The sequence below is a fragment of the Solirubrobacter soli DSM 22325 genome (assembly GCF_000423665.1).
GTDB lineage: Bacteria > Actinomycetota > Thermoleophilia > Solirubrobacterales > Solirubrobacteraceae > Solirubrobacter > Solirubrobacter soli.
In genome coordinates this window covers 479,277-498,787 of record NZ_KE384070.1, presented here as the reverse complement: position 1 = coordinate 498,787, position 19,511 = coordinate 479,277, and the positions used below count along the sequence as shown (strand labels likewise).

Genomic DNA, 19,511 nt, shown 5'->3' with positions numbered 1-19,511 from the left:
TGAGTGAGATCGGCGTGCCGACCTTGTCCTCGTAGCCGGGCAGCCGCACGCGGTAGGTGCAGAGGTCGCAGTTCATCCGCACCGGCCCGGTCAGCGCCTCGCGGTAGCGCTCGAGGACCAGCCGCGCGAGCCGCCGGTCCGGGCCGAGGTGCTCGCCCGCCACCACCGTGAGCTCCGGGTGCGCCGCCGCCCACTCCGCCGCCTGCGCCTGGATGCGCGGCACGAGCACGCCCGTGAACAGGAAGAACGGCACGACCGCGATGTGCGTCGCGCCCAGCCGGCGGCAGCGCTCGAGGGCATCGGCGACGCTCGGCCATGTCACCCCGGCGAACGCCGGCTCGACCAGACCGAGCCCGCGCCCGTCGGCCAGCAGCCGCGCGACCTTGTAGAGGTCCGACCCGGCATCGGGGTCGCTCGAGCCGCGCCCCACGAGCACGACCGCGGAGGTCGTGGGATCGAAGTCACCGAGTGCCTCGCGCGCCCGGTCCTCGGCGACGGCGAGCACGGCGGGATCGATGCCGAGGTCCCGCCCCATCCGGAACGCGACGCCCGGGTGCCGCTGCCGCGCCCGTGTGAGCGCGGCCGGGCCGTCGTTCTTCAGGTGGCCGGCGGCGAGCAGGACCAGCGGGATCGAGACCACGTCCGTGTTCCCGCGGGCGACCAGCTCGTCGATGCCGGCGTCGACCAGCGGCTCGGCGAGCTCGATGAACCCGAACCCGACGGGCAGATCGGCCGCGGCCGCCCGCACGTGCTCGGCGAGCGTCCAGAACTCCTCGAGCCCGTCGGCGTCGCGGCTGCCATGGCCGACGACGAGCAGCGCCGCGCTCATGCCGTCACCGTCACGATCCACGGAAGCGCCGCGAACGCGGCCACGGCCGCCCAGGAGAGCGGCCGAGCCGCCGGCGCGAGCTGCAGCCGTGGCATCGAGCCGTCGTAGCCGCGGGCGAGCATCGCGACGTGCACGCGCTCGCCCCGCTCGAACGTCCGCACGACGAGCGCGCCGACCATCGGGCCCGTGCCGCGGGCCTGCCATAGCCAGCGCGGATCGTCGCCGCGCTGGGCGCGCGCGAGCCGCATCCGCCGCAGCTCACCGAGCACGACCTGCAGGTAGCGCAGCGCGAACCCCGCGATCCCGATCAACGTCTTCGGCACCCGCAGCCGCTCGGCGCCACGGAGGATCTCGGCCGCGGGCGTCGTCCAGGCCAGCACCCCGGTCGCGAGCACCGCGAGCGTGGCCTTGGCGAGGATCGCGGACGCGAGCCACAAGCCGTCGTCGGCCGCGAACGGCAGGACGGCGACGAAGAGCACGAACGGCGCCTCCATCACCAGCCGTCCGCCCAGCAACGACAGGGGCGTCCGAGCGGCGAACGCCACCGCGGCGAGCAGCGCGGCGTCGGCCAGATATGGCCAAACCATTTGACCACCTGGGACGAGCGCGACGGCGACGACGAACAGCACCGTCGCGAGCACCTTGCACTCGGCGGGCGCGCGATGGAGCGGCGTCTCGACGGTCGCCTCGACCTCCTCGTTGTGCGCGGCGCCGCTCACAGCCGGCTCCCTCGTTTCCCGCGATTTGCAGGCACGATCACGGTCGAGAAGTACGGCGCGGGCCCGTCCGGCGCAACCAGCGTCTCGCGCGGGCGGCCGAGCTCCTCGCCGTAGATCGGAGTGCCGCCGGCCTCGTCGACCGCGCGCAGCACGGCCGGCAGGTGGCGGCCGCCCTTGTAGACCACAACTGTGTCGAAACTGCGCAGTGCGCTCCGAAGTGCGTCGTCGCCGGCGGTGTACGGGACGAGCGCGAGCCGCTCCATTCCCTCGGCCAGGACGGTCCCCGACCGTGCGGCCAGGTCCTGCATCGCGGTGATGCCGGGCACGGTCTCGACCACGACGTCCGGTACCAGCCCGCGCACCGTCTGGGCGATGTAGGCGAACGTCGAGTAGAGGTTCGGGTCGCCGATCGTGGCGAAGGCGGCGGTGCCGGTGCGCACGACGGCGGCGATCCGCTCGCCGCCGCGATCCCAGTGCTCGTCGCGTGCCGCGGCGTCGGACATCCCGAACTCGAGCGGCTCGCACTCGACGTGCTCGGCGACGATCTCGGCCGCGCGTCCCCCGTGTGGCACGAACACGCGGTCCGCTTCCTTCAACGCCCGCAGCGCCTTGAGGGTGAGGTGCTCCGGGTCGCCCGGCCCGACGCCGACGCCGATCAGCCGCATGCCGCCACCAGTCGTTGCGCGACCTCGGGCATCGCGGCCCAGTGGGTGTGCAGGTAGGACGCGTGGACGTTGCCGCGTACGTAGGAGCGCTGGACGGGCGTCACCGTCGAGTAGTGGAACTCGTGCGCGCGCAGGCTCGTTCCGGTGGGCCACACGGGATGGTCGTCGGTGGTCGTCAGCTCGCGGTAGCCGAGCGTCAGCTTGCGCGTCATCGCGGCCGTGGCGTCGATCACCCCGCACATCGGATGCCCGTCGAGCTGGCGCGTGAGGTAGAGCAGCCCGCCGCACTCGGCCAGGATCGGGCCGGTGAACGCCGCGATCTGCTTGCGTAGTCCCTCGTTGGCGGACAGCTCGGCGCCGAAGATCTCCGGGAACCCGCCCGCGAGGATCAGCGCGCCGGCGTCGGGCAGCGGGTCGGTGAGCGGATCGAACGGGACGAGCTCCGCGCCCGCGCCGGTCAGCAGCTCGAGGTTCTCCTCGTAGTGGAAGGAGAACGCGGGCCCGCGGGCGATCGCGACCCGCACACGCGGCGGCGCCTCGCCCGGCGACCAGGCGGGCGCGTGGAGCGCGGGCGCGGTGCGGGCGAGGTTCAGGATCGCTTCGATGTCACAGTGCTGCTCGATGCTCGCGGCCAGCCGGTCGATCACGCTCCGTGCCCGAGGCGCCCGCTCGGCGACCGGCACGAGGCCGAGGTGGCGCTCCGGCACCGCGAGCCCGGCGTCGCGTGGCAGGGCGCCGAGGACGGGGATGTCGGGCAGCGCCTCGCGCAGCAGGTTCGCGTGGGCGGGTGAGCCGACGCGGTTGAGGATGACGCCGGCGACGTTCACGTCCGGGTCGAACGTGCGATAGCCGTGCACGATCGCGGCGACGCTGCGCGCCATCGCGGCCGCGTCGACCACGAGGATCACCGGCGCCTGGAGCAGCTTCGCGACGTGGGCGGTGCTCGCCAGCTCGCCGCGCCCCGACGCGCCGTCGTAGAGCCCCATCACGCCCTCGATCACCGCGACGTCCGCCCCGTTGGCGCCGTGGTTGAACAGTGGCTCGATCAGCTCGGGGGTCGAGAGGAACGCGTCGAGGTTGCGGCCCGGCCGGCCCGCCGCGAGCGCGTGGTAGCTGGGGTCGATGAAGTCCGGGCCGACCTTGAACGGCGCCGGCTTGTCGCCGCGCTTGGCCAGCGCCGCCATCAGGCCGGTCGCAACCGTCGTCTTGCCCGCGCCGGAGCTCGTGCCCGCGATGACGATCCGCGCTACCACTCGATCCCCTGCTGCGCGCGGATGCCCGCGTCCATCGGATGCTTGACCTTCGCGACCTCGCTGACCAGGTCGGCCGCCTCGATCAGCCCCGGCGACGCGTCCCTGCCGGTCACGACGACGTGCTGGAACCCGGGCCGGTCACGCAACGTGTCGAGGATCTCCTGTTCGGGAATCCAGCCGTACTTGATCGCGTAAGTCAGCTCGTCGAGGAGCAGGAACTCGTAGCGCTCGGATTCGATCCGCCGCTTGACCTCCGCCCACCCCTCGCGCGCCTTGTCCGCCGACTCCTCGAGATCGCGCGAGATCCACGTCCAGCCGTCGCCCATCTTCTCCCAGTCGATGCCACCCAGGTGCTGCGCGGCCTTCGCCTCGCCGACCTTCCACTTGCCGGACTTCACGAACTGGAAGACCCCGCAGCGATACCCCCGCGCCCACGAGCGCATCAGCATCCCGAAGGCCGACGTCGACTTCCCCTTCCCGTGACCGGTGATCACGATCAGGAGCGGCCGGTCGCGCGGCTTGCGGCGCTTGGGATCGGCGGATCCGATGTCGGTCATGCGGCAAGCGCCTCCAGTGGCAGCAGTCGTGCGTTCGCGGCCTCGGCCAGGTCGCGAGCGAGATTGAGCCGCACCGGGCCCTGCTCCCCGTCGAACACGACCACGCCGTGCGCCGCCTGGGCGAGCCGCGCGGCGGCGAGCGCGACCGCGTCGCGGTGGGTGGCGCGACCGTCGGTGACGACCAGCGCGAGCGCCCGGCGCGTGGGGTCACGCCGCGCCTCGTGCCGAATCACCCGCTCGGCCTCGGCGAGCCCGTGCGCGAGCGGCGTCCGCCCGCCGGTGGGAAGCCGGGTCAGCGCCTGTGCGGCCTGCTCGACGCTGCTCGTCGGCGGGAGCACGAGCTGCGCCCCTTCGCCGCGGAACGTCACGAGCGCGACCTTGTCCCGCCGCTGGTAGGCGTCGTTGAGCAGACCGAGGATCGCCCCCTTGACCCGCGCCATCCGCCTCCGCTCCCCCATCGACCCCGACGCGTCCACGCAGAACACGACGAGGTTCCCCTCCTTGCCCGCCCGCACGTGCTCGCGCAGGTCGGAGCGAAGAAGGGCGCCCGCCGCGCCGCGCGGCCGCACGGGGACGGCCGGCGCAGCGGCAACCGGCGCGGCGTCGGCCGGCGCGGCGTCGCGGCGCGGCACGGTCAGCGCGCGGCGGGTGGCGGCGGCGCGGAGGGTCGCGGCGATCGCGAGGTCGGTGACCGGGCCCGCGGGCTCGCGGCTGTCGATCGGCGGGCCGCCCTCGGCGCGGCTGCGCCGGCCCGCGGCGCCGCGGCCGCGGCCGGTGAGCGCGAGCAGCGGCGCGCGGCCGGCCTCGGTGGGTGCGTCGGTGCGCTCGCGCGAGGGAGCGTCGGCGCGGTACGGCCGCTCGTCGCCGCGAGCGCCGGCCTCGGCGTCCGAGTCGTCGTCGCCGCCACCGGCGTCGCGCGGGGCGCCGCCGCCCCCGTTCGGGGACGGGTCGAGGTCGTCGTCCTCCGCTTCTGACATCGCCGCGTCGAGCTCGGACTCGTCGAGGCCCGGGGCCTGAAGCGGGCCGCGGCGACGGCGGTGGGCCAACGCCAGGCGGGCGGCGCGGCGGACGTGGTCGGCCGTGACCGCGTCGTCGCCGTCGAGGGCGGCGAGCGCCGTGGCGGCGCGGGCGCAGACGATGTCGGCGCGATGGCCGTCGACGCCGAGCCGCGCGCAGGTTCCCGCGATCAGGAGGACGATGCGGTCCGGCAACCGGACCGTGCGCTCCCGCGCGGTCGCGACCCGTGCCGCGAGTGCGGCCTCCTCCGCCGCCCACGAGGAAGCGAACGCCGCGGGGTCGCGGTCGAAGGCGAGCCGGCGCCGGACGATCTCGACGCGCGCGGCCGGATCGAGCGAGCCCACGACCTCGACCGACAGGCCGAAGCGGTCCAGCAGCTGCGGGCGCAGGTCGCCCTCCTCGGGGTTCATCGTCCCGACGAGCACGAAGCGGGCGTCGTACGCGGCCGACAGCCCATCGCGCTCGACGTGCACGCGACCGAGCGCGGCCGCGTCGAGCAGCACGTCGACGAGATGGTCGGGCAGCAGGTTGACCTCGTCCACGTACAGCAGGCCGCCGTCGGCGCCGGCGAGCAACCCGGGCTTGAACTCGGCCGCGCCCTCGGCGAGCGCCCGGTCGAGGTCGAGCGTCCCGAGCACGCGATCCGCGGTCGCGCCGAGCGGCAGCTCGACCAGCGATCCCACCAGCGGTGCCAACCCACGCACGGCCGTCGTCTTGGCCGTCCCGCGCTCCCCACGCACGAGCACGCCGCCGATCGCGGGATCGACCGCGCACGCGAGCAGTGCCTCGCGCAGGTCGTCCTGGCCGACGAGCGCGCTGAAGGGGAAGGCCGTCACGCGCTCGCCTCCTCGAGATCGCCCTCGACTTCGAGGTACGCCTCGCGCAGCGTCTCCAGCGCGTCGGGCGAGGGCGCGGACCAGAGGCCGCGGTCGGCGGCTTCCAACAGTCGTTCGGCGATCGCGCGCAGGGCCCAGGGGTTCGAGCGCTGGAGGAAATCGCGGACGTCGGGGGCGCCGACGTAGCGCTCGGTGACGGACTCGTACATCCAGTCGTCGACCACGCCGGTGGTGGCGTCGTAGCCGAAGAGGTAGTCGACGGTCGCGGAGAGCTCGAACGCGCCCTTGTAGCCGTGGCGCATCATCGAGCCGATCCAGCGCGGGTTCGCGACGCGGGAGCGGAAGACGCGCTTGGCCTCGGCGGCCAAAGAGCGGGCGGCGGGCGCGGAGGGGTCGCTCGAATCCCCGATCACCGCCCGCGGGTCCGCGCCGGCCAGGTGGCGGACGTAGGCGATCATCCCGCCGTGCTCGGCGAAGTAGTCGCTGGAGTCGAGCAGGTCGTGCTCGCGGGTGTCGATGTTCTTGACCGCGACGTCGATGCGGGCGAACTGCTTGCGCATCGCCGAGCGCGCCTCGACGCCGTCGAGCCCGCGCCCGTACGCGTGCCCGCCCCAGGCCTCGTAGACCTCGGCGAGGTCGGCGTCGTCGCGCCAGTTGCGGACGTCGACGAGCTGCAGGATGCCGGTCCCATACGTGCCGGGGCGGCCGCCGAAGATGCGGGCGGTCGCGCCACGCCAGTCGCCGGCGAGCCCTTCGACGTCCGCCAGGACGTGCTTGCGCACGTAGTTCATCTCCACCGGCTCGTCGAGGCCCGCGACCAGGCAGACGGCCTCGTCGAGCAGCTCGACCAGGTGGGGGAACGCGTCGCGGAAGAAGCCCGAGATCCGCACGGTGACATCGACGCGCGGCCGACCCAGTTCCGAGAGCCCGATCACGTCGAGCCCGGCGATCCGGCGGGTCTCGGCGTGCCAGCGGGGGCGAACGCCGAGCAGCGCGAGGATCTCGCCCGCGTCGTCGCCCGCCGTGCGCATCGCGGCGGTGCCCCACACGACGATGCCGACGGTCTCCGGGACGCCGTCGGCGAGCAGCGCGTCGGCCAGGCGGACGCCGGTCTCGTACGCGAGCTCCGAGGGCAGCGCGCGCGGGTCGACCGAGTACATGTTGCGGCCCGTCGGGAGCACGTCGAGCCGCCCGCGGGTGGGAGAGCCGGACGGTCCCGCCGGCACGTGCCGGCCGTGCAGCCCGCCGAGCAGCGCGGTGATCTCGTTGGGCGTCGCGCGCAGCTTCGGGACGATCTCGTCGCGGGCGAGCTCCAGCAGCGGCCGGACCCGCGGGTCCTCGCCCACGTCCCCCGTCGCCAGGAACTCGCGGAGGATCCGCTCCTCCTCGGCAGCGGCCGCGTCGACGTCCGCGATGCCGATCGCGTCGCGCAGCCCCGGCAGCCGCAGGCAGGCGCCGAGCAGGCCGCGGAACTGGTCGCCCTCCGGAACCCGGCCGAGGATGTGCAGGCCGTCGCGGACCTGGAGGTCCTTGATCTCGCACAGGTAGCCGTCGACGTGCTCGATCAGGTCGCCGAAGTCCTCGAGCGCGGGCTGCTCGCCGGTGACATCGAGGTCGGTGTGCAGGTCGGCCTCGTGCAAGAGCGTCCAGATGCGGTTGGCGAGCGTCGGAAGCTTCGCCGGGTCGAGCGCCTCGCAGCGGGCGTACTCGTCCAGCAGCTGCTCGAGCTGGGCGAGCTCGTCATAGGTCTCGGCGCGCATCATCGGCGGGACGAGGTGGTCGATCACCACGGCGTGGGCGCGGCGCTTGGCCTGCATGCCCTCGCCCGGGTCATTGACCACGAACGGGTAGAAGAACGGGACGTCGCCGAGGCAGGCGTCGGGCGCACAGGCGGCGCTCAGCCCGAGTGCCTTGCCCGGCAGCCACTCGAGCGTGCCGTGCTTGCCGAGGTGGACGATCGCATCGGCCCCGAACTTCTGGTCAAACCATACATAGGTTGCGAGGTAGTGATGCGCGGGCGCGAGCTCGGGGTCGTGGTAGATCGCGACCGGGTTCTCGCCGTAGCCGCGAGGCGGTTGGATCGCCACGAACACGTTGCCCAGAGCCAAACCGGCGATCACGAAATCGTCGCCGTCGACGTAATGCTCGCCCGGCTGCGGACCCCACGTATCTGTTACGGCTTTGCGCAATTGCAACGGAAGCGCGTCGAACCAGCGCACGTAGTCGGCCACGGGCAACCGCGCCGGCGCGGCCTCCAACTGCGTGTCGGAGAGGAACTCCGGGTCGTGGCCGCCGGCGGCGATCAGCGCGTGGATGAGCGCGTCGCCGTCGGCGAAGTCGTGCTCGACGCGGTGGCCATGCGCCGCGAGTGCGGCCAGGATCTCCATCGCGCTGGCGGGGGTGTCGAGCCCGACCGCGTTCCCCACCCGCGCGTGCTTGGTCGGGAACGACGAGAGCACGATCACCGTGCGCTGCTCGTCGCGCGCCAGCGTGCGCAGGCGGGCGTGACGGACGGCGAGCCGCGCCAACCGTTCGCAGCGCTCGATGTCAGGCGCGTAGTGGACGGCGTCGAAGTCCTCGAACGGCTCCTTGAAGGAGATCGGCACTCCGATGATGCGCCCGTCGAACTCGGGGATGGCGACCTGCATCGCGGCGTCGAGCGGCTTCAGCCCGGCGTCGGACTCCTCCCAGCGCTGCCGGGACGTCGTCGCGCAGAGCGCCTGGATGACGGGAACGCCCAACGCTTCCAGCGCCTCCGCGTGCCACTCGTCCCCCGCGTGCGAGCCGCCGCTGGCCAGGACGGTCGTCACCAGGGCGTCGATCTCGCCGTCGAGCAGGGCGAGGGCGGGTGCGTCGCCGCGCAGCGAGTACGCCCACACGCACACCGGTTGGCCGCCGGCGCGCTCGATCGCCGCCGCGAGCGCGTCCACGAACGCCGTGTTGCCCGTGACGCGATGCGAGCGGTAGAAGACGACGCCCACGCGCGGGCGCCCGTCGCGCGACGGCAGCGCGTCGACGTCGCCGACGCCGGGAACGTAGACCCCGAGCTCCGGCAGCTCCCGCGGCGGCTCGAAGCCGTGGCCCTCCAGACCGAACGTGTCAGCGAGGAAGCGCAGGAGCTCGCGCGTGTTGTCGACGCCGCCGTGGCGCAGGTACTCGAACGCCTGCGCGATCGCGCCCGCCGGGGCGAGCGAGCGCTCGGCGAGCTCCGCGTCCGGCTCTGACTCGCCGCCGAGCAGGATCAGCGCGATCCCGTCGCGCTCACAGAGCGCACGCAGTGTCTCGACGCCCTCGGGCCAGGCGCGCCTTCCGCCGAGCAGCCGCACGACGACCACCCTCGCGCCCGCGACGAACGGCTCGATGTCATCGACCGGGTTCGCCGCCCGCACCTCCGGGAAGTCCGGGCCGAGCGCGCGCACGGCGTGCGCTGCGGCGAGGATCTCCGTGTCAGCGGTCGTCAGGAGACGGAGCAAGCGATCACCGGCGGCCTTTCGGGGACACCACGTTGGAGGAGGTCGAGGAAGGAGGGGTCGACGTGCTCGCCGAACCAGTCGGCCAGCCGGTCGAGGTGGGCCTCGCGGACGGCGGCGAAGCTCGTCGTCCCGGGCGTCCAGGCGCGACCGCGGCGCTCGGCGACCCACGTCAGCAGCTTGCGGCGGAACGCGTCGCCCTCGAGCAGGCCGTGCCAGCTCGTGCCGAGGACGTCGCCGCGCTGGAGCAGCGACTCGTCCGATGTCACCCGGCCATGGCGGATCTCGTACCCGGAGGCATCGACGTCCCAGACGGTGCCACTGACGCGCCGCAGCAGCTTCTCGGTGGCGAAGCGGGTGGAGATGCCGAGCAACCCGAGGCCGTCGACGCGGCCGGCGTCGCTCTCGACCTCGTCGTCGATCGTCGTGCCCAGCATCTGGTAGCCGCCGCAGATGCCGAGGATCGGGCCGCGGCGCTCGATCAGCGCCCGGTCGAGGCCCGCGTCGCGCAGACCCTGCAGGTCCTCGACGGTCGCCTTGGTCCCGGGGAGGACGACGAGGTCGGCGCGTTCGATGTCCGCGGCGGAGCGGGTGAACCGCACCGACACGCCCGGCTCGGACGCGAGCGCGTCGAGGTCGGTGAAGTTGCTCATCCAGCGCAGGCGGACGACCGCGACGTCGAGCGTCGCCCCGTCGGCGGCCGGGGCGCGCAGCGCGAGCGAGTCCTCGGCGTCGATGAACGGCCCGTCCAGCCATGGGAGGACCGCGTACGTGGGCCGCCCGGTGAGGTCGCGCAGCGTGTCCAGGCCGGGCGCGAGGATCGACGCGTCGCCGCGGAACTTGTTGATCACGTAGCCCGCGACGTGTCGCTGATCGCCGGGGTCCAGGAGGGCGAGCGTGCCGTAGAGCGAGGGGAAGACGCCGCCGCGGTCGATGTCGCCCACGAGCACGACCGGGATGCCGGCGGCGCGGGCGAGCCCCATGTTCGCGATGTCGTTCGCCCGCAGGTTGATCTCGGCCGGGCTGCCGGCGCCTTCGCAGATCACGAAGTCGAACCGGCGCTTCAGGCTCCGGTAGGCCTGGATCACCGGCTCGCGCAGGTCCGGCTTGAGGTCCTGGTAGGAGCGAGCGGTGGCGTTCGCGTACGGCTTGCCCATCAGCAGCACCTGACTGCGATGACGCCCGCTCGGCTTGATCAGCACGGGGTTCATCGCCGCCTCGGGCTCGATGCCACACGCTGCGGCCTGCATCGCCTGCGCCCGCCCGATCTCCGCCCCCGAAGCGGTGACGGTCGAGTTGAGCGCCATGTTCTGCGCCTTGAAGGGAGCGACGGAGTGGCCTTGGCGCGTGAGCCAGCGGCAGATCGCCGCCGTGATCACGCTCTTGCCGGCGTCCGACGCCGTCCCGGCGATCAGCACGCTCATCGGCGCCGCCATGGGGTCGCGGTGAGCAGCGCGGTGGCGAGGGAGATGCGGCGGGCGAAGGAGATCGCGCGGGCGATGTCCCGCGGGCCGGGCTCGCGGCCGTCGCCGAGTCGCGGGCGGTGCTCGACGCGACCCGCGTAGGCGAGCGTCCCGCCGAGCTGGACGCCGAGCGCGCCGGCGAACGCGGCCTCGATCTGGCCGGCGTTCGGGCTCGGATGGGCCGCCGCGTCCGCGCGCCACGCCCGCCAGGTCGCGACCGGACGGCCGGAGAGCAGCACGGTGAGCGCGGCGGCGAGCCGGGCCGCCGGCCAGTTCATGACATCGTCGGCGCGCGCCGCCGGCATGCCGAAGCGCTCGTAGCGCTCGCTGCGGTTGCCGACCATCGCGTCGAGCGTGTTGACGGCGCGGTGGGCGAGCACGCCCGGCGCACCCCCGACCCTCAGCCACACGAGCGGCGCGATCACCGCGTCGACCGTGTTCTCGGCGACCGACTCGACCACCGCGCGGGAGAGCCCGGCGGCATCGAGGTGCTCGGGATCGCGACCGACGAGCGAGCGGATGCGCCGTCGCGCGCCCGCGAGATCGTCGCGCGCCACGAGCTCGCCGACGGCGGCCGCTTCGCGGGCGAGCGACCGCCCGCCGAGCGCCACCCACAGGCAGACGGCGCCGGCGAGCCGACGACCGAGGGCGCGTTCGAGCAGCACGCCCAGCACCACGGCGCCGCCGACGAGCACCGCGGCGTAGGCGGCGCCGGCGATCCGAGCCGGCCGATAGGCCACCCGTTCGAACGCGCCCGCGACGGAGCCGAACGCCGCAACGGGATGGCCACGGCGAGGGTCGCCGAAGAGGACATCCGCGCCGACGCCGAGGACGACGGCGCTCTTCATCGGTCGTTCACCCGCGTGACCGTCCAGCGCTGGTCGTGGGCGTGCAGCTCGGTGATCGACAAGGGAGCGACGTCGACGCGCCAGAACGCGATCGGGGGTGCGTCCAGCGCGGCGACGACCGCGGCCTTCACGACGCCCGCGTGGGTGATCGCGACGGCCGTGCCCGAGTCGATCGACGCCTGATCCGCGAGCCAGGCGCGCACGCGGGAAAGCAGCGCGGTCAGCGACTCGCCGTCGTGGGGTGCGGCGTCGGGGTCGGTCATCCACGCCTGCACGCCCGCCGGGTCCGCTTCCGCGACGTCACGCAGCGTGCGGCCCGCCCACGTGCCGAAGTCGCACTCGGCCGGCGCCGCGCCAGAGGCGGCCAGACCCGCCAACGAGGCGGTCTCGCGTGCCCTCAAGGCCGGTGAGACCAGCACGTCGTCCGTCCGTGGCAGCCGGGCCGCGAGCGCCGCGGCGGCGGCACGCCCGCCGGCGTCCAACGGCTCATCCGCACCGAAGGCAGCGGCTCGCACCGCGTCCGTGGACGCGTGGCGAACGAGCAGCAACCTGCGCGTCACCGCGAGCGGTGTGCTCGGGCGATCGGTCGGTGCGGTTTGGGCAAGGCAACCTCCTCGGGATGACGCGTCCCGTCGGTCTGTCCCGCGAAGGTCGGAATCCTGGCTCCGGGATCGAACGTCCCGATAACAGTGGCGCGACCGCGCCGGTCTCTCACCGGCTTTCCCGCGCCCTCGCGGCTGGAGGCGAGGACAATACAACGCCGCGCCGGATGGGCACCTTCTCCAACAGGCTGACGTGCGCTCCGAGCGGCAACCGCGGGGAGACGCCGGGCGCCCCTTCGACCGATCCCGGGCGGGCGAACAGCAGCGACGTGCCTTCCTCGACACATCCGGCGCGCGCGAACAGGTGGCGCATCGCCGCGTTGTCCAGCGTGGTGCTGTCGCGATACACCTCGGCGCCCGCGGACCGCAGCCGCCACAGCGCCTCGGCGTGCAGTGCGCGGCCGAGCCCGCGCCGCCGCAACGCCGCGCACACGCCGATGTACAGCAGGACGCCCGAGGGCGGATCGTCGTCGACGAGCAGCGGAAGCATCGCGCCCGCCGGCTCGCCCCGGTGATAGGCGACCCGCCACAGGGAGGTGTCCGGCGCGGCGTCGATGAACTCGTCGAGTGCCACCGCCGGCGGCACGCCGGTCGGGCCAGGGCCGCCGGACCAGACCGCGTTCAGGACCGCGAGCATCCCGCGGCGGCCGACCTCGCCGTAGGTCCGGAACGTCAGCGGGCGGTGCCGTGGACGACCGACCCCGGCGAGCGAGCCGCTCACCCGGACCTGGCGGTGCACGACCGCGAAACCGGCCGAGACGGCGGCCGCTTCGAGGGCCGGGCCGGCATCACGCGCCAGCAGCTCGAGCCGCTTCCCGGCGGACTCGTCGGCCAGCGCCGAGAGCACCTCCCCGCCCCCGATACCTGGAGCGACGTACACGCCCACGACGCGCCGTCCGGCCACCGACGCGAGCGCTTCGACGGCCTCGCCGCGGACCACGACGAGCGCGCCCGGCCCGGGCTCGGACGGGATGTCAGCAAGCGCACCCCAGAGCGGTTCGAGGTGGTCGAGCGAATCGCCTGGAAGGAGGCCGCGAACCCGCGCCGGGGACACCCCCACAGCCTACGGAACCCTGACCGCTCTGAGAGCATCGCGCACGTGGAGCTCTCGCCCGCCGGCGCTCGCCTGATCGAGTCCTTCGAAGGCTTCCGCGCGCGGCCGTACCACGGCCCGCACGACCCGCAGGGCCTGTGGACGATCGGCTACGGGACGACGGCGGGCATCGGCCCGGGCACGCCCCCGATGACCCGTGCGCAGGCGCAGGCGCGGCTGGAGCACGACGTCGATCGGACCTACGCGCCGCTGGTCAACGCGCTGCGGCTCCCGCTCAACCAGAACCAGTTCGACGCGCTCGTGTCCTTCGTCTACAACGTCGGAGCGGCGGGGATCGCGCCCGCGAGCAGGGTCGGACGCGCCTTGCGCGCCCACCAATGGGAGACGGCGGCCGACGCGATGCTCGCGTGGGACACGGCGGGCGGCGTGCGGTTGCCAGGCCTCGTGACCCGGCGCGAGAAGGAGCGGGCGCTGTTCCTGCGCCCCGTCGGCAAGCGGCCCGCGCCACCGCCGCGCCACCACCCGCACGACCCCGTGCACCCGAATCCACCCACGCCCCAGCCGATCCGCACCGAGCTGACACCGGCGGAGCTCGAGGCGGCGAGCCACAACGGCCGGGTGCCGGAGAGCCTGCTCGCGCCTGTCCCGGGCGGGCGTCTACGCCTCGATGCGGCCGCCGCCTTCAATGCGATGAACGCCGAGAGCGAGCGCCGGTTCGGCGTGACGTTGCGCTCGGAAGGGCCGCTCGGCACCTACCGCACCGTGCCCGAGCAGCAGTACCTCTACCGCCTCTACGAGGAGGGCAAGGGCGAGCTGGCGGCGGTCCCGGGCACGTCCAACCACGGGCTCGGGCTCGCGATCGACCTCGGGACCGAACGGATGCGCGGCATCGTGGACGAGATCGGCGAGCGGTACGGATGGGCGAAGATCTGGAGCGACGCGCCGAGCGAGTGGTGGCATCTCCGCTACCGCCCGGGCGTGTGGCATCCCACGAGCGAACCGACCCCCGTCCGCCGGCGCCCCGACACGCGCACCGAGGCGACCGCGATCGTCCAGCAGCTGCTGCGCCGGCACGGCCACCCGACCTTGCCCGTCGACGGCGAGGCCACGCCCGCCACCCGCGATGCGCTGCTCGCGTTCCAGCGGGCGCACGGCCTCGAGCCCACCGGCGGGCTGGACCGGGCGACGGTCGCCGCCCTGCGCGGCCATCCGGCGCCGCCCGCGACCCGTCCTGACCACCCCGAGCCCAAGGAGAAGCCCGTGAACCCCGACGCGTCCGAACAGCAGCCGATCCTGTCCACCCCGCGTCTGCCGCTGAACCGGATCGTGGCGCTGCTGGGCCCGTTCATCGCGATCTTCGCCGGCGGCGTGGCATCGTGGCTGTCGCAGAACTTCCCGGGGCTGATCACCGACGAGTCGGCGGCGCGGGCCGACATCATCCAGGGCACGACGTTCGTCGTCGGCGTGCTGATCACCTGGGCGCTCCAGCACAAGTACCTCGAGGGCTGGCAGCGGTGGGAGGGCGGGTTGATGGACATCGAGCTGGCCAAGCAGTCGGCCGCCCAGGCCACGTACTCGCCGGCGCGGGTCGAGCCGCGGACCGACGGCGCCCGCTACGAGGCGTTCGACGTCGACCCGGCGCTGCTCGACAGCTGACGCGGATGCTCGCCGGGCCCGACGTCTCCGAGTACCAGGGCGAGATCGCCTGGCCGCGCGTGCGGCTGCAGGGCGGGCACGAGCTCGCCTTCGCGATCGCCAAGGCCTCCGAGGGCAGCGGCTGGACGGACCCGCAGTTCGCGGCCAACTGGCATGGGATCCGCGAGCGAGGGCTGATCCGCGGCGCGTACCACTTCGCCAACCTGACCGTGCCGGACCCGGCGACGACCGCCGCGGTGCGCGCCGCCGCGACGGCCGAGGCGCAGCACTTCGTCGAGGTCCTGCACTCCGTCGGCGGCACGCACGCCGGCGACCTGCCGCCCGCGCTGGACTTCGAGCGCTCGCGCTTCACCAGCACCCTGTCCTCCGCGCAGCTCTACGAGTGGGCGGCGACGTGGGTCGCCACCGTCGATCGTGCCACCGGCCGCCGGCCGATGATCTACGCCGGCGGATTCTGGAGGTCGCTGCTGGACGGCTACACCGACGTCTGGGACTGCCCGTTGTGGCTCGCCGACTACGCCGCACAGCCGCAACTGCTGCGCTCATGGAGCCGGTGGACGTTCTGGCAGTTCACCGACGCGGGCACGTTCGAGGGCATCGCGGGCGCCGTCGACACCTCGTACTTCCGCGGATCGCACGCGGACCTCGAGGCACTGGTCGGCGGCGCGCCGGAGCCCGCGCCCGCCCCGCCACACCACGACCCGGGCGTGCCGGCCTGGCGCGGCCGGGTGCTCAAGGAGGGCGTGCGCGGCTCCGACGTGCTCGCCTGGCAGCAGCAGATGCACCACGTCCGCGGCTTCGTCCGCCTCCCGACCGACGGCGTCTTCGACGCCCGCTGCGCCGAAGGCTGCCGCTGGCTGCAGCTCTATCTCGGGCTCCCGCCCACGGAAGCGGTCGATCACGCCGTGTGGCATGCGACCTGGAGCGCCCCCTGATGCCCAGCAAGTACAAGCCCAAGACGAAGAAGAAGCCGAAGCCGAAGGCCAAGAAGCCCAAGGGGCTGCAGGTCAGCGTGTCCGCCGGCAAGTACACGGTCAGCGGCCGGCCGTCGCGCTTCAGCGCCAAGACGAGCCTCGACAACTACCTGCGCGGTCGCTACCGCGCCCGCACCGGGAAGAAGCTCAAGTCCGGCACGACGTTCCAGAAGGCGCGACTCGCCCGCACGCACGCCGTCGCCTCGAGCGTGCTGCGCGACAAGTTCCTCACGCCGCTGCTCAACAAGCAGATCCCGCACGCCGCGGCGGTGGCGAAGACGTCCGCGCTCTACGGCGGCGATGCCAATGCGCCGGGCCACAAGCAGGCGCTGCAGCTGGTCAACAAGCACTACACGGCGACCCCGCTGGTCCCCAAGGAGGTGCAGCGCCTCGGCGGGTACGTCCACAGCGCCCGCGGCAACCTCGACACGGGTGGCGACACCGAGAACAGCAGCCTCCAGGACCACCCGGACTACCGCTTCGAGCGCAAGACCGCCAACAGCAACAAGCTCTCGCTGATCCCGCAGCAGAAGCAGGTGCTGGCGCAACACCAGGGCGGGAACCTCGCCTGGAGCCAGACGACCCCGCACCGGTTCCGGACCTCGGCCGGCGAGTTCAGCCCCGGCTGGCTGACGCCGCAGTCCGAGGGGCTGATCCAGCAGGGCCAGGACGCCACCGCCCAGCAGCACTTCGCCAACCAGCTGAACGCCCGCCTGCTCGCGCTGCAGAAGTCACGCGCCCAGGCCTACCTGTAGGCGTCAGCCGAACTCGTAGAGCACCACCACGCCGTCAGCGCGCTCGCCGACGACGTACACGCGCTCGCGGTGGGCGGCGACGACCGGGCGGCGCACCCGCTCGGGCAGCGACGGGAGCGCGTGCCAGCGGGCGGCTCGGTGGTCGTACGCGAGCGTCGCCTGAGGACCCGCGCGGCGGGCGTTGTCGACGAGCACGACGTGCCGGCCGGCGTGCGTCGCCGAGCCGACGACCGGCCCGGGCTCGGGCAGCTCCGGCGCGCGATGCCACTTGCCTTCGTCCAGGTCGTAGAGCTCGTGCTCGGTGTGCGCCCTCGCGGGACGGCCGGCGCCGAACCCGCCCACGACGTGCACGTGGTCGCCAAGCGCCTCGGCGGCGGCGCCCGAACGGTGCGTCGGGAGGGACTTGGCCTCGGTCCACTTGTCCGTCTCGGGGTGATAGACGTGGTGGGCGCCCTGGACGCCGTGGCGCAGCGTCCCCTCGCGCCGCCCGCCGATCGCGTGCACGTGCCCGCGGGCCACGGCGACCGCCGGATGCGCGCGCCGCGCCGGCAGCTTCGCGCGGGCGCTCCACTCCCCCGTGCTCAGCTCGAAGGCGTACACGTGCCCGTCGAGCTCGTCGGGCTCCTCGCCGCCGCCGATCAGCAGGATCAGGTCCTCGAGCGCGCACAGCTCCAGTCCGAGCCGGCGCGTGGGCAGCGGCGCAAGTGTGCTGACATCACCGGAGTCGACCCCGATCTCGAACAGCTCTCGATCCGACGCGACGACCAGCATCCCGCCCGCGCTGACCGCGCCCTGGAGCCGATCGCCCGGCAGCTCGAGCGCGCTGCGCGCCCGCCAGCGCGGCTCGTCGACCTCCTCCGACGGCTCCTCGTCATCGACGACGATCACCTCGACGACGTCGCCGTCGTCATCGGTGACGACCACCACGTCGACGTCGTCGTCGGTGTCATCGGCCGGCGGGTCCGGCCGTGGCATCGGCGACGGCCGCTCGGCGACGATCGCGGTGACGATCCGCCGCAGGTCCTCGATCCGCACGGCGTCGTCGTCGAGCCGCAACAGGGCGAGCGGCGCGGTCAGGCGCTCGACGCCCGCGGGCGGCAGCGCGACGGGATGCCCGGCGTCGCGCGGCCACTCGATCCCGCGCAGGTCGAGCCGCGCCACGATCCACCAGTAGTCGCCGCGCCGGTAGCCGCCGGGCTCGAAGCGCACGCGGATGCCGTCCTCGAGCTCCGTCCAGTGCGCCCCCGCCGGCAGCTCGGCGCTCTTCCCGCGCTCGGCGGCGCCGGGCTGCCAGCGCCGCAGGTAGGCGCAGCCCGCCTCGAGGGGGATGTCGAGCTCGACCCGGTCACCCGTCTCGGACACCCGCAGCACCCGGGCCAGCGGATGGCCGCGGTCGTCCAGGCCGGCGGCGGCCGCCAGCGGCTCGACGACGTCACCGGGCGCGAGCGGCTCGAAGCTGCCGCCGCTCGGGAGGACCCCGACCTCGGTCTCGCCCTCGCGCGCGCCCGCGAGCGCGAACAGCGACGCCCCGTTGTCGCGGCTCCACTTGAAGGTCGGCGTCGAGCCGCCGCCGACCCGCCCGCTCGACTGGATCTCGACCCGATACAGGTAGTTCCCGGGGGCATGGTCGCCATCGTGGTCGGCGGCGAGCCGCCCCGTCGACGGCAGCGCCAGCTGGTCGGCGGTCGCCTGCACCTCCTGCTCGACGTCGTCGTCGTAGCGCAGGTCGAGCGGCGTGAGCCGCACGCGCGTGGCGATGCGCGTCGCGACGCTCGTGTCCAGGCCGCCGAGCGCGACCTCGCGCAGGCCCGGGTCCTGCACGGCGCTGACGGACTCCTCCCACGCCTCGAGGTAGACGAGGTACGCGCCCTCGGTCGGGAGCGGCCCCACGCCCTGCTCGCCGTAGCGGCGCTGCCCGAGCTGCTCGCACGCGACACCGTCGACGTACAGGCGCCCCGGATCGATCACGAGGTCCAGCAGACGCCAGGCCGGCTCCCCGCCACGCACCCGCGCGCGCTGCCCTGACACGGCGTCCGCGAGCAGCGGGCCCTCGCCCTCGTCGAACGCGAGCATGGCGTGCAGGTCGGGATCCTCCCCGGCCGTGGGCGGCTGCGTCGCCGTGGCGGCGATCTCCGGCAGCGTGCGCGCCGTCCGCCACACCCGCGCCTCGCTGATCAGGCCGACGAAGCCGTCGCCCTCCTCGTGGATCGGCCCGCCGATCAGGATCTCCGGGCGGTCGAGGTGGACACCGCGGTACGCGTCACGGACGACCTGGCGGCTGTCGAGGTAGAGCGCGACGAAGTCGCTGCCGAACACGAGCGAGAGCAGGACCGGCGTCCGCACGGGCAGGCGCTCGCGCGTGCGGAGCGTGCGCCGGGCGCTGATGCCCTCGCCTTCGAGCACGAGCCGCAGCGTCCCGTCGTCCTCGATCTCGACCGTGTAGCCGGCCGCGGTGCGATCGCGGTCGCGGCAGTCGACGAGCACGCCCGCGCGCCCGTACCAGCTCAGCCACAGCTCGAGCGTGTGCCGATCGCGGTCGAAGACCTCCGCCAGGACCAGCCGCTGGGTGCCGGTGAACTCGAGCCCCATCCGCGTCCGGATGCCGAATCCCGGAGCGGCCGCGGGCGCGGCGGCCGGCCCGAAGAGGTCGCCGAGCGCGGTCCGCAGCGCGCGCTCGGCAAGCTCGCCGCGGTCGTTGAAGTCGGCGTCCAGTTGCACGCGACCCTGCTGCAGGAGCAGGCCGCGATAGCCCTTGGCGGTGTCGACGCCGAGGCGGGAGAAGTCTCCGTAGCGGGTTCCGCGCATGTGCTCGT

The 19,511-nt window shown here is 73.8% G+C and carries 14 protein-coding genes, 1 pseudogene and 1 riboswitch; of the genes and pseudogenes, 3 read left to right on the top strand and 12 right to left on the bottom strand.

What is annotated here, in order from left to right; genetic code table 11:
• Window positions 1-106: 106 nt before the first annotated feature.
• The 11 genes and pseudogenes from G569_RS66585 to G569_RS66695 form a co-directional block, all read right to left on the bottom strand.
• Window positions 107-829 (bottom strand): annotated as a pseudogene (locus G569_RS66585) (sirohydrochlorin chelatase); the annotation flags it as partial.
• On the bottom strand, window positions 826-1,548 hold the full coding sequence (locus G569_RS54185) for an energy-coupling factor transporter transmembrane component T family protein (RefSeq protein ID WP_053227446.1): 723 nt from the start codon (window positions 1,546-1,548) through the stop codon (window positions 826-828). The pseudogene G569_RS66585 and the gene G569_RS54185, both read right to left, overlap by 4 nt.
• A complete protein-coding gene (cobI, locus tag G569_RS0135130) occupies window positions 1,545-2,213 on the bottom strand; it encodes a precorrin-2 C(20)-methyltransferase (RefSeq protein WP_028066887.1) in 669 nt (222 codons plus the stop codon). Before cobI ends, G569_RS54185 begins: the two co-directional genes overlap by 4 nt.
• Window positions 2,204-3,466 (bottom strand): cobyrinic acid a,c-diamide synthase CobB, encoded by a 1,263-nt coding sequence (locus G569_RS0135125; RefSeq protein WP_028066886.1) that lies wholly within the window; start codon window positions 3,464-3,466, stop codon window positions 2,204-2,206. The genes cobI and G569_RS0135125 overlap by 10 nt, the downstream gene beginning before the upstream one ends.
• Window positions 3,460-4,023, bottom strand: a complete 564-nt coding sequence (gene cobO, locus G569_RS0135120; RefSeq protein WP_028066885.1) for a cob(I)yrinic acid a,c-diamide adenosyltransferase — start codon at window positions 4,021-4,023, stop codon at window positions 3,460-3,462. Before cobO ends, G569_RS0135125 begins: the two co-directional genes overlap by 7 nt.
• The gene (locus G569_RS54180; protein ID WP_037501211.1) at window positions 4,020-5,876 is read right to left on the bottom strand and encodes a VWA domain-containing protein; all 1,857 of its coding nucleotides are present in this window, start codon (window positions 5,874-5,876) and stop codon (window positions 4,020-4,022) included. Before G569_RS54180 ends, cobO begins: the two co-directional genes overlap by 4 nt.
• Window positions 5,873-9,349 (bottom strand): cobaltochelatase subunit CobN, encoded by a 3,477-nt coding sequence (locus tag G569_RS0135110; RefSeq protein WP_028066884.1) that lies wholly within the window; start codon window positions 9,347-9,349, stop codon window positions 5,873-5,875. The genes G569_RS54180 and G569_RS0135110 overlap by 4 nt, the downstream gene beginning before the upstream one ends.
• Window positions 9,334-10,770: a cobyric acid synthase gene (locus G569_RS0135105; RefSeq protein WP_084286087.1), complete on the bottom strand. Its 1,437-nt coding sequence runs from the start codon at window positions 10,768-10,770 to the stop codon at window positions 9,334-9,336. The genes G569_RS0135110 and G569_RS0135105 overlap by 16 nt, the downstream gene beginning before the upstream one ends.
• Window positions 10,767-11,657: an adenosylcobinamide-phosphate synthase CbiB gene (gene cbiB, locus G569_RS54175; RefSeq protein WP_037501208.1), complete on the bottom strand. Its 891-nt coding sequence runs from the start codon at window positions 11,655-11,657 to the stop codon at window positions 10,767-10,769. The genes G569_RS0135105 and cbiB overlap by 4 nt, the downstream gene beginning before the upstream one ends.
• A complete protein-coding gene (locus G569_RS0135095; RefSeq protein WP_028066882.1) occupies window positions 11,654-12,217 on the bottom strand; it encodes a histidine phosphatase family protein in 564 nt (187 codons plus the stop codon). The genes cbiB and G569_RS0135095 overlap by 4 nt, the downstream gene beginning before the upstream one ends.
• Window positions 12,218-12,289: 72 nt before the next feature.
• Window positions 12,290-12,405, bottom strand: a riboswitch (cobalamin riboswitch).
• Window positions 12,369-13,313 (bottom strand): GNAT family N-acetyltransferase, encoded by a 945-nt coding sequence (locus G569_RS66695; RefSeq protein ID WP_028066881.1) that lies wholly within the window; start codon window positions 13,311-13,313, stop codon window positions 12,369-12,371. Its footprint overlaps the riboswitch before it by 37 nt.
• A 45-nt stretch (window positions 13,314-13,358) precedes the next feature.
• Here G569_RS66695 and G569_RS59635 point away from each other — a divergent pair, with 45 nt between their 5' ends.
• From G569_RS59635 to G569_RS0135075, 3 genes are read left to right on the top strand one after another with little or no spacing between them, the layout of a single operon-like run.
• Complete coding sequence (locus G569_RS59635; protein WP_053227445.1) at window positions 13,359-14,969, top strand: glycoside hydrolase family protein; 1,611 nt, start codon at window positions 13,359-13,361, stop codon at window positions 14,967-14,969.
• Between the two features lie 5 nt (window positions 14,970-14,974).
• Window positions 14,975-15,904 (top strand): GH25 family lysozyme, encoded by a 930-nt coding sequence (locus G569_RS54165; RefSeq protein WP_053227444.1) that lies wholly within the window; start codon window positions 14,975-14,977, stop codon window positions 15,902-15,904.
• Window positions 15,904-16,698 (top strand): hypothetical protein, encoded by a 795-nt coding sequence (locus tag G569_RS0135075; protein ID WP_157592527.1) that lies wholly within the window; start codon window positions 15,904-15,906, stop codon window positions 16,696-16,698. The genes G569_RS54165 and G569_RS0135075 overlap by 1 nt, the downstream gene beginning before the upstream one ends.
• A 3-nt stretch (window positions 16,699-16,701) precedes the next feature.
• Here the strand turns inward: G569_RS0135075 and G569_RS0135070 are convergent, their stop codons facing one another.
• A complete protein-coding gene (locus G569_RS0135070) occupies window positions 16,702-19,503 on the bottom strand; it encodes a DUF6519 domain-containing protein (RefSeq protein ID WP_028066879.1) in 2,802 nt (933 codons plus the stop codon).
• Window positions 19,504-19,511: the final 8 nt, after the last annotated feature.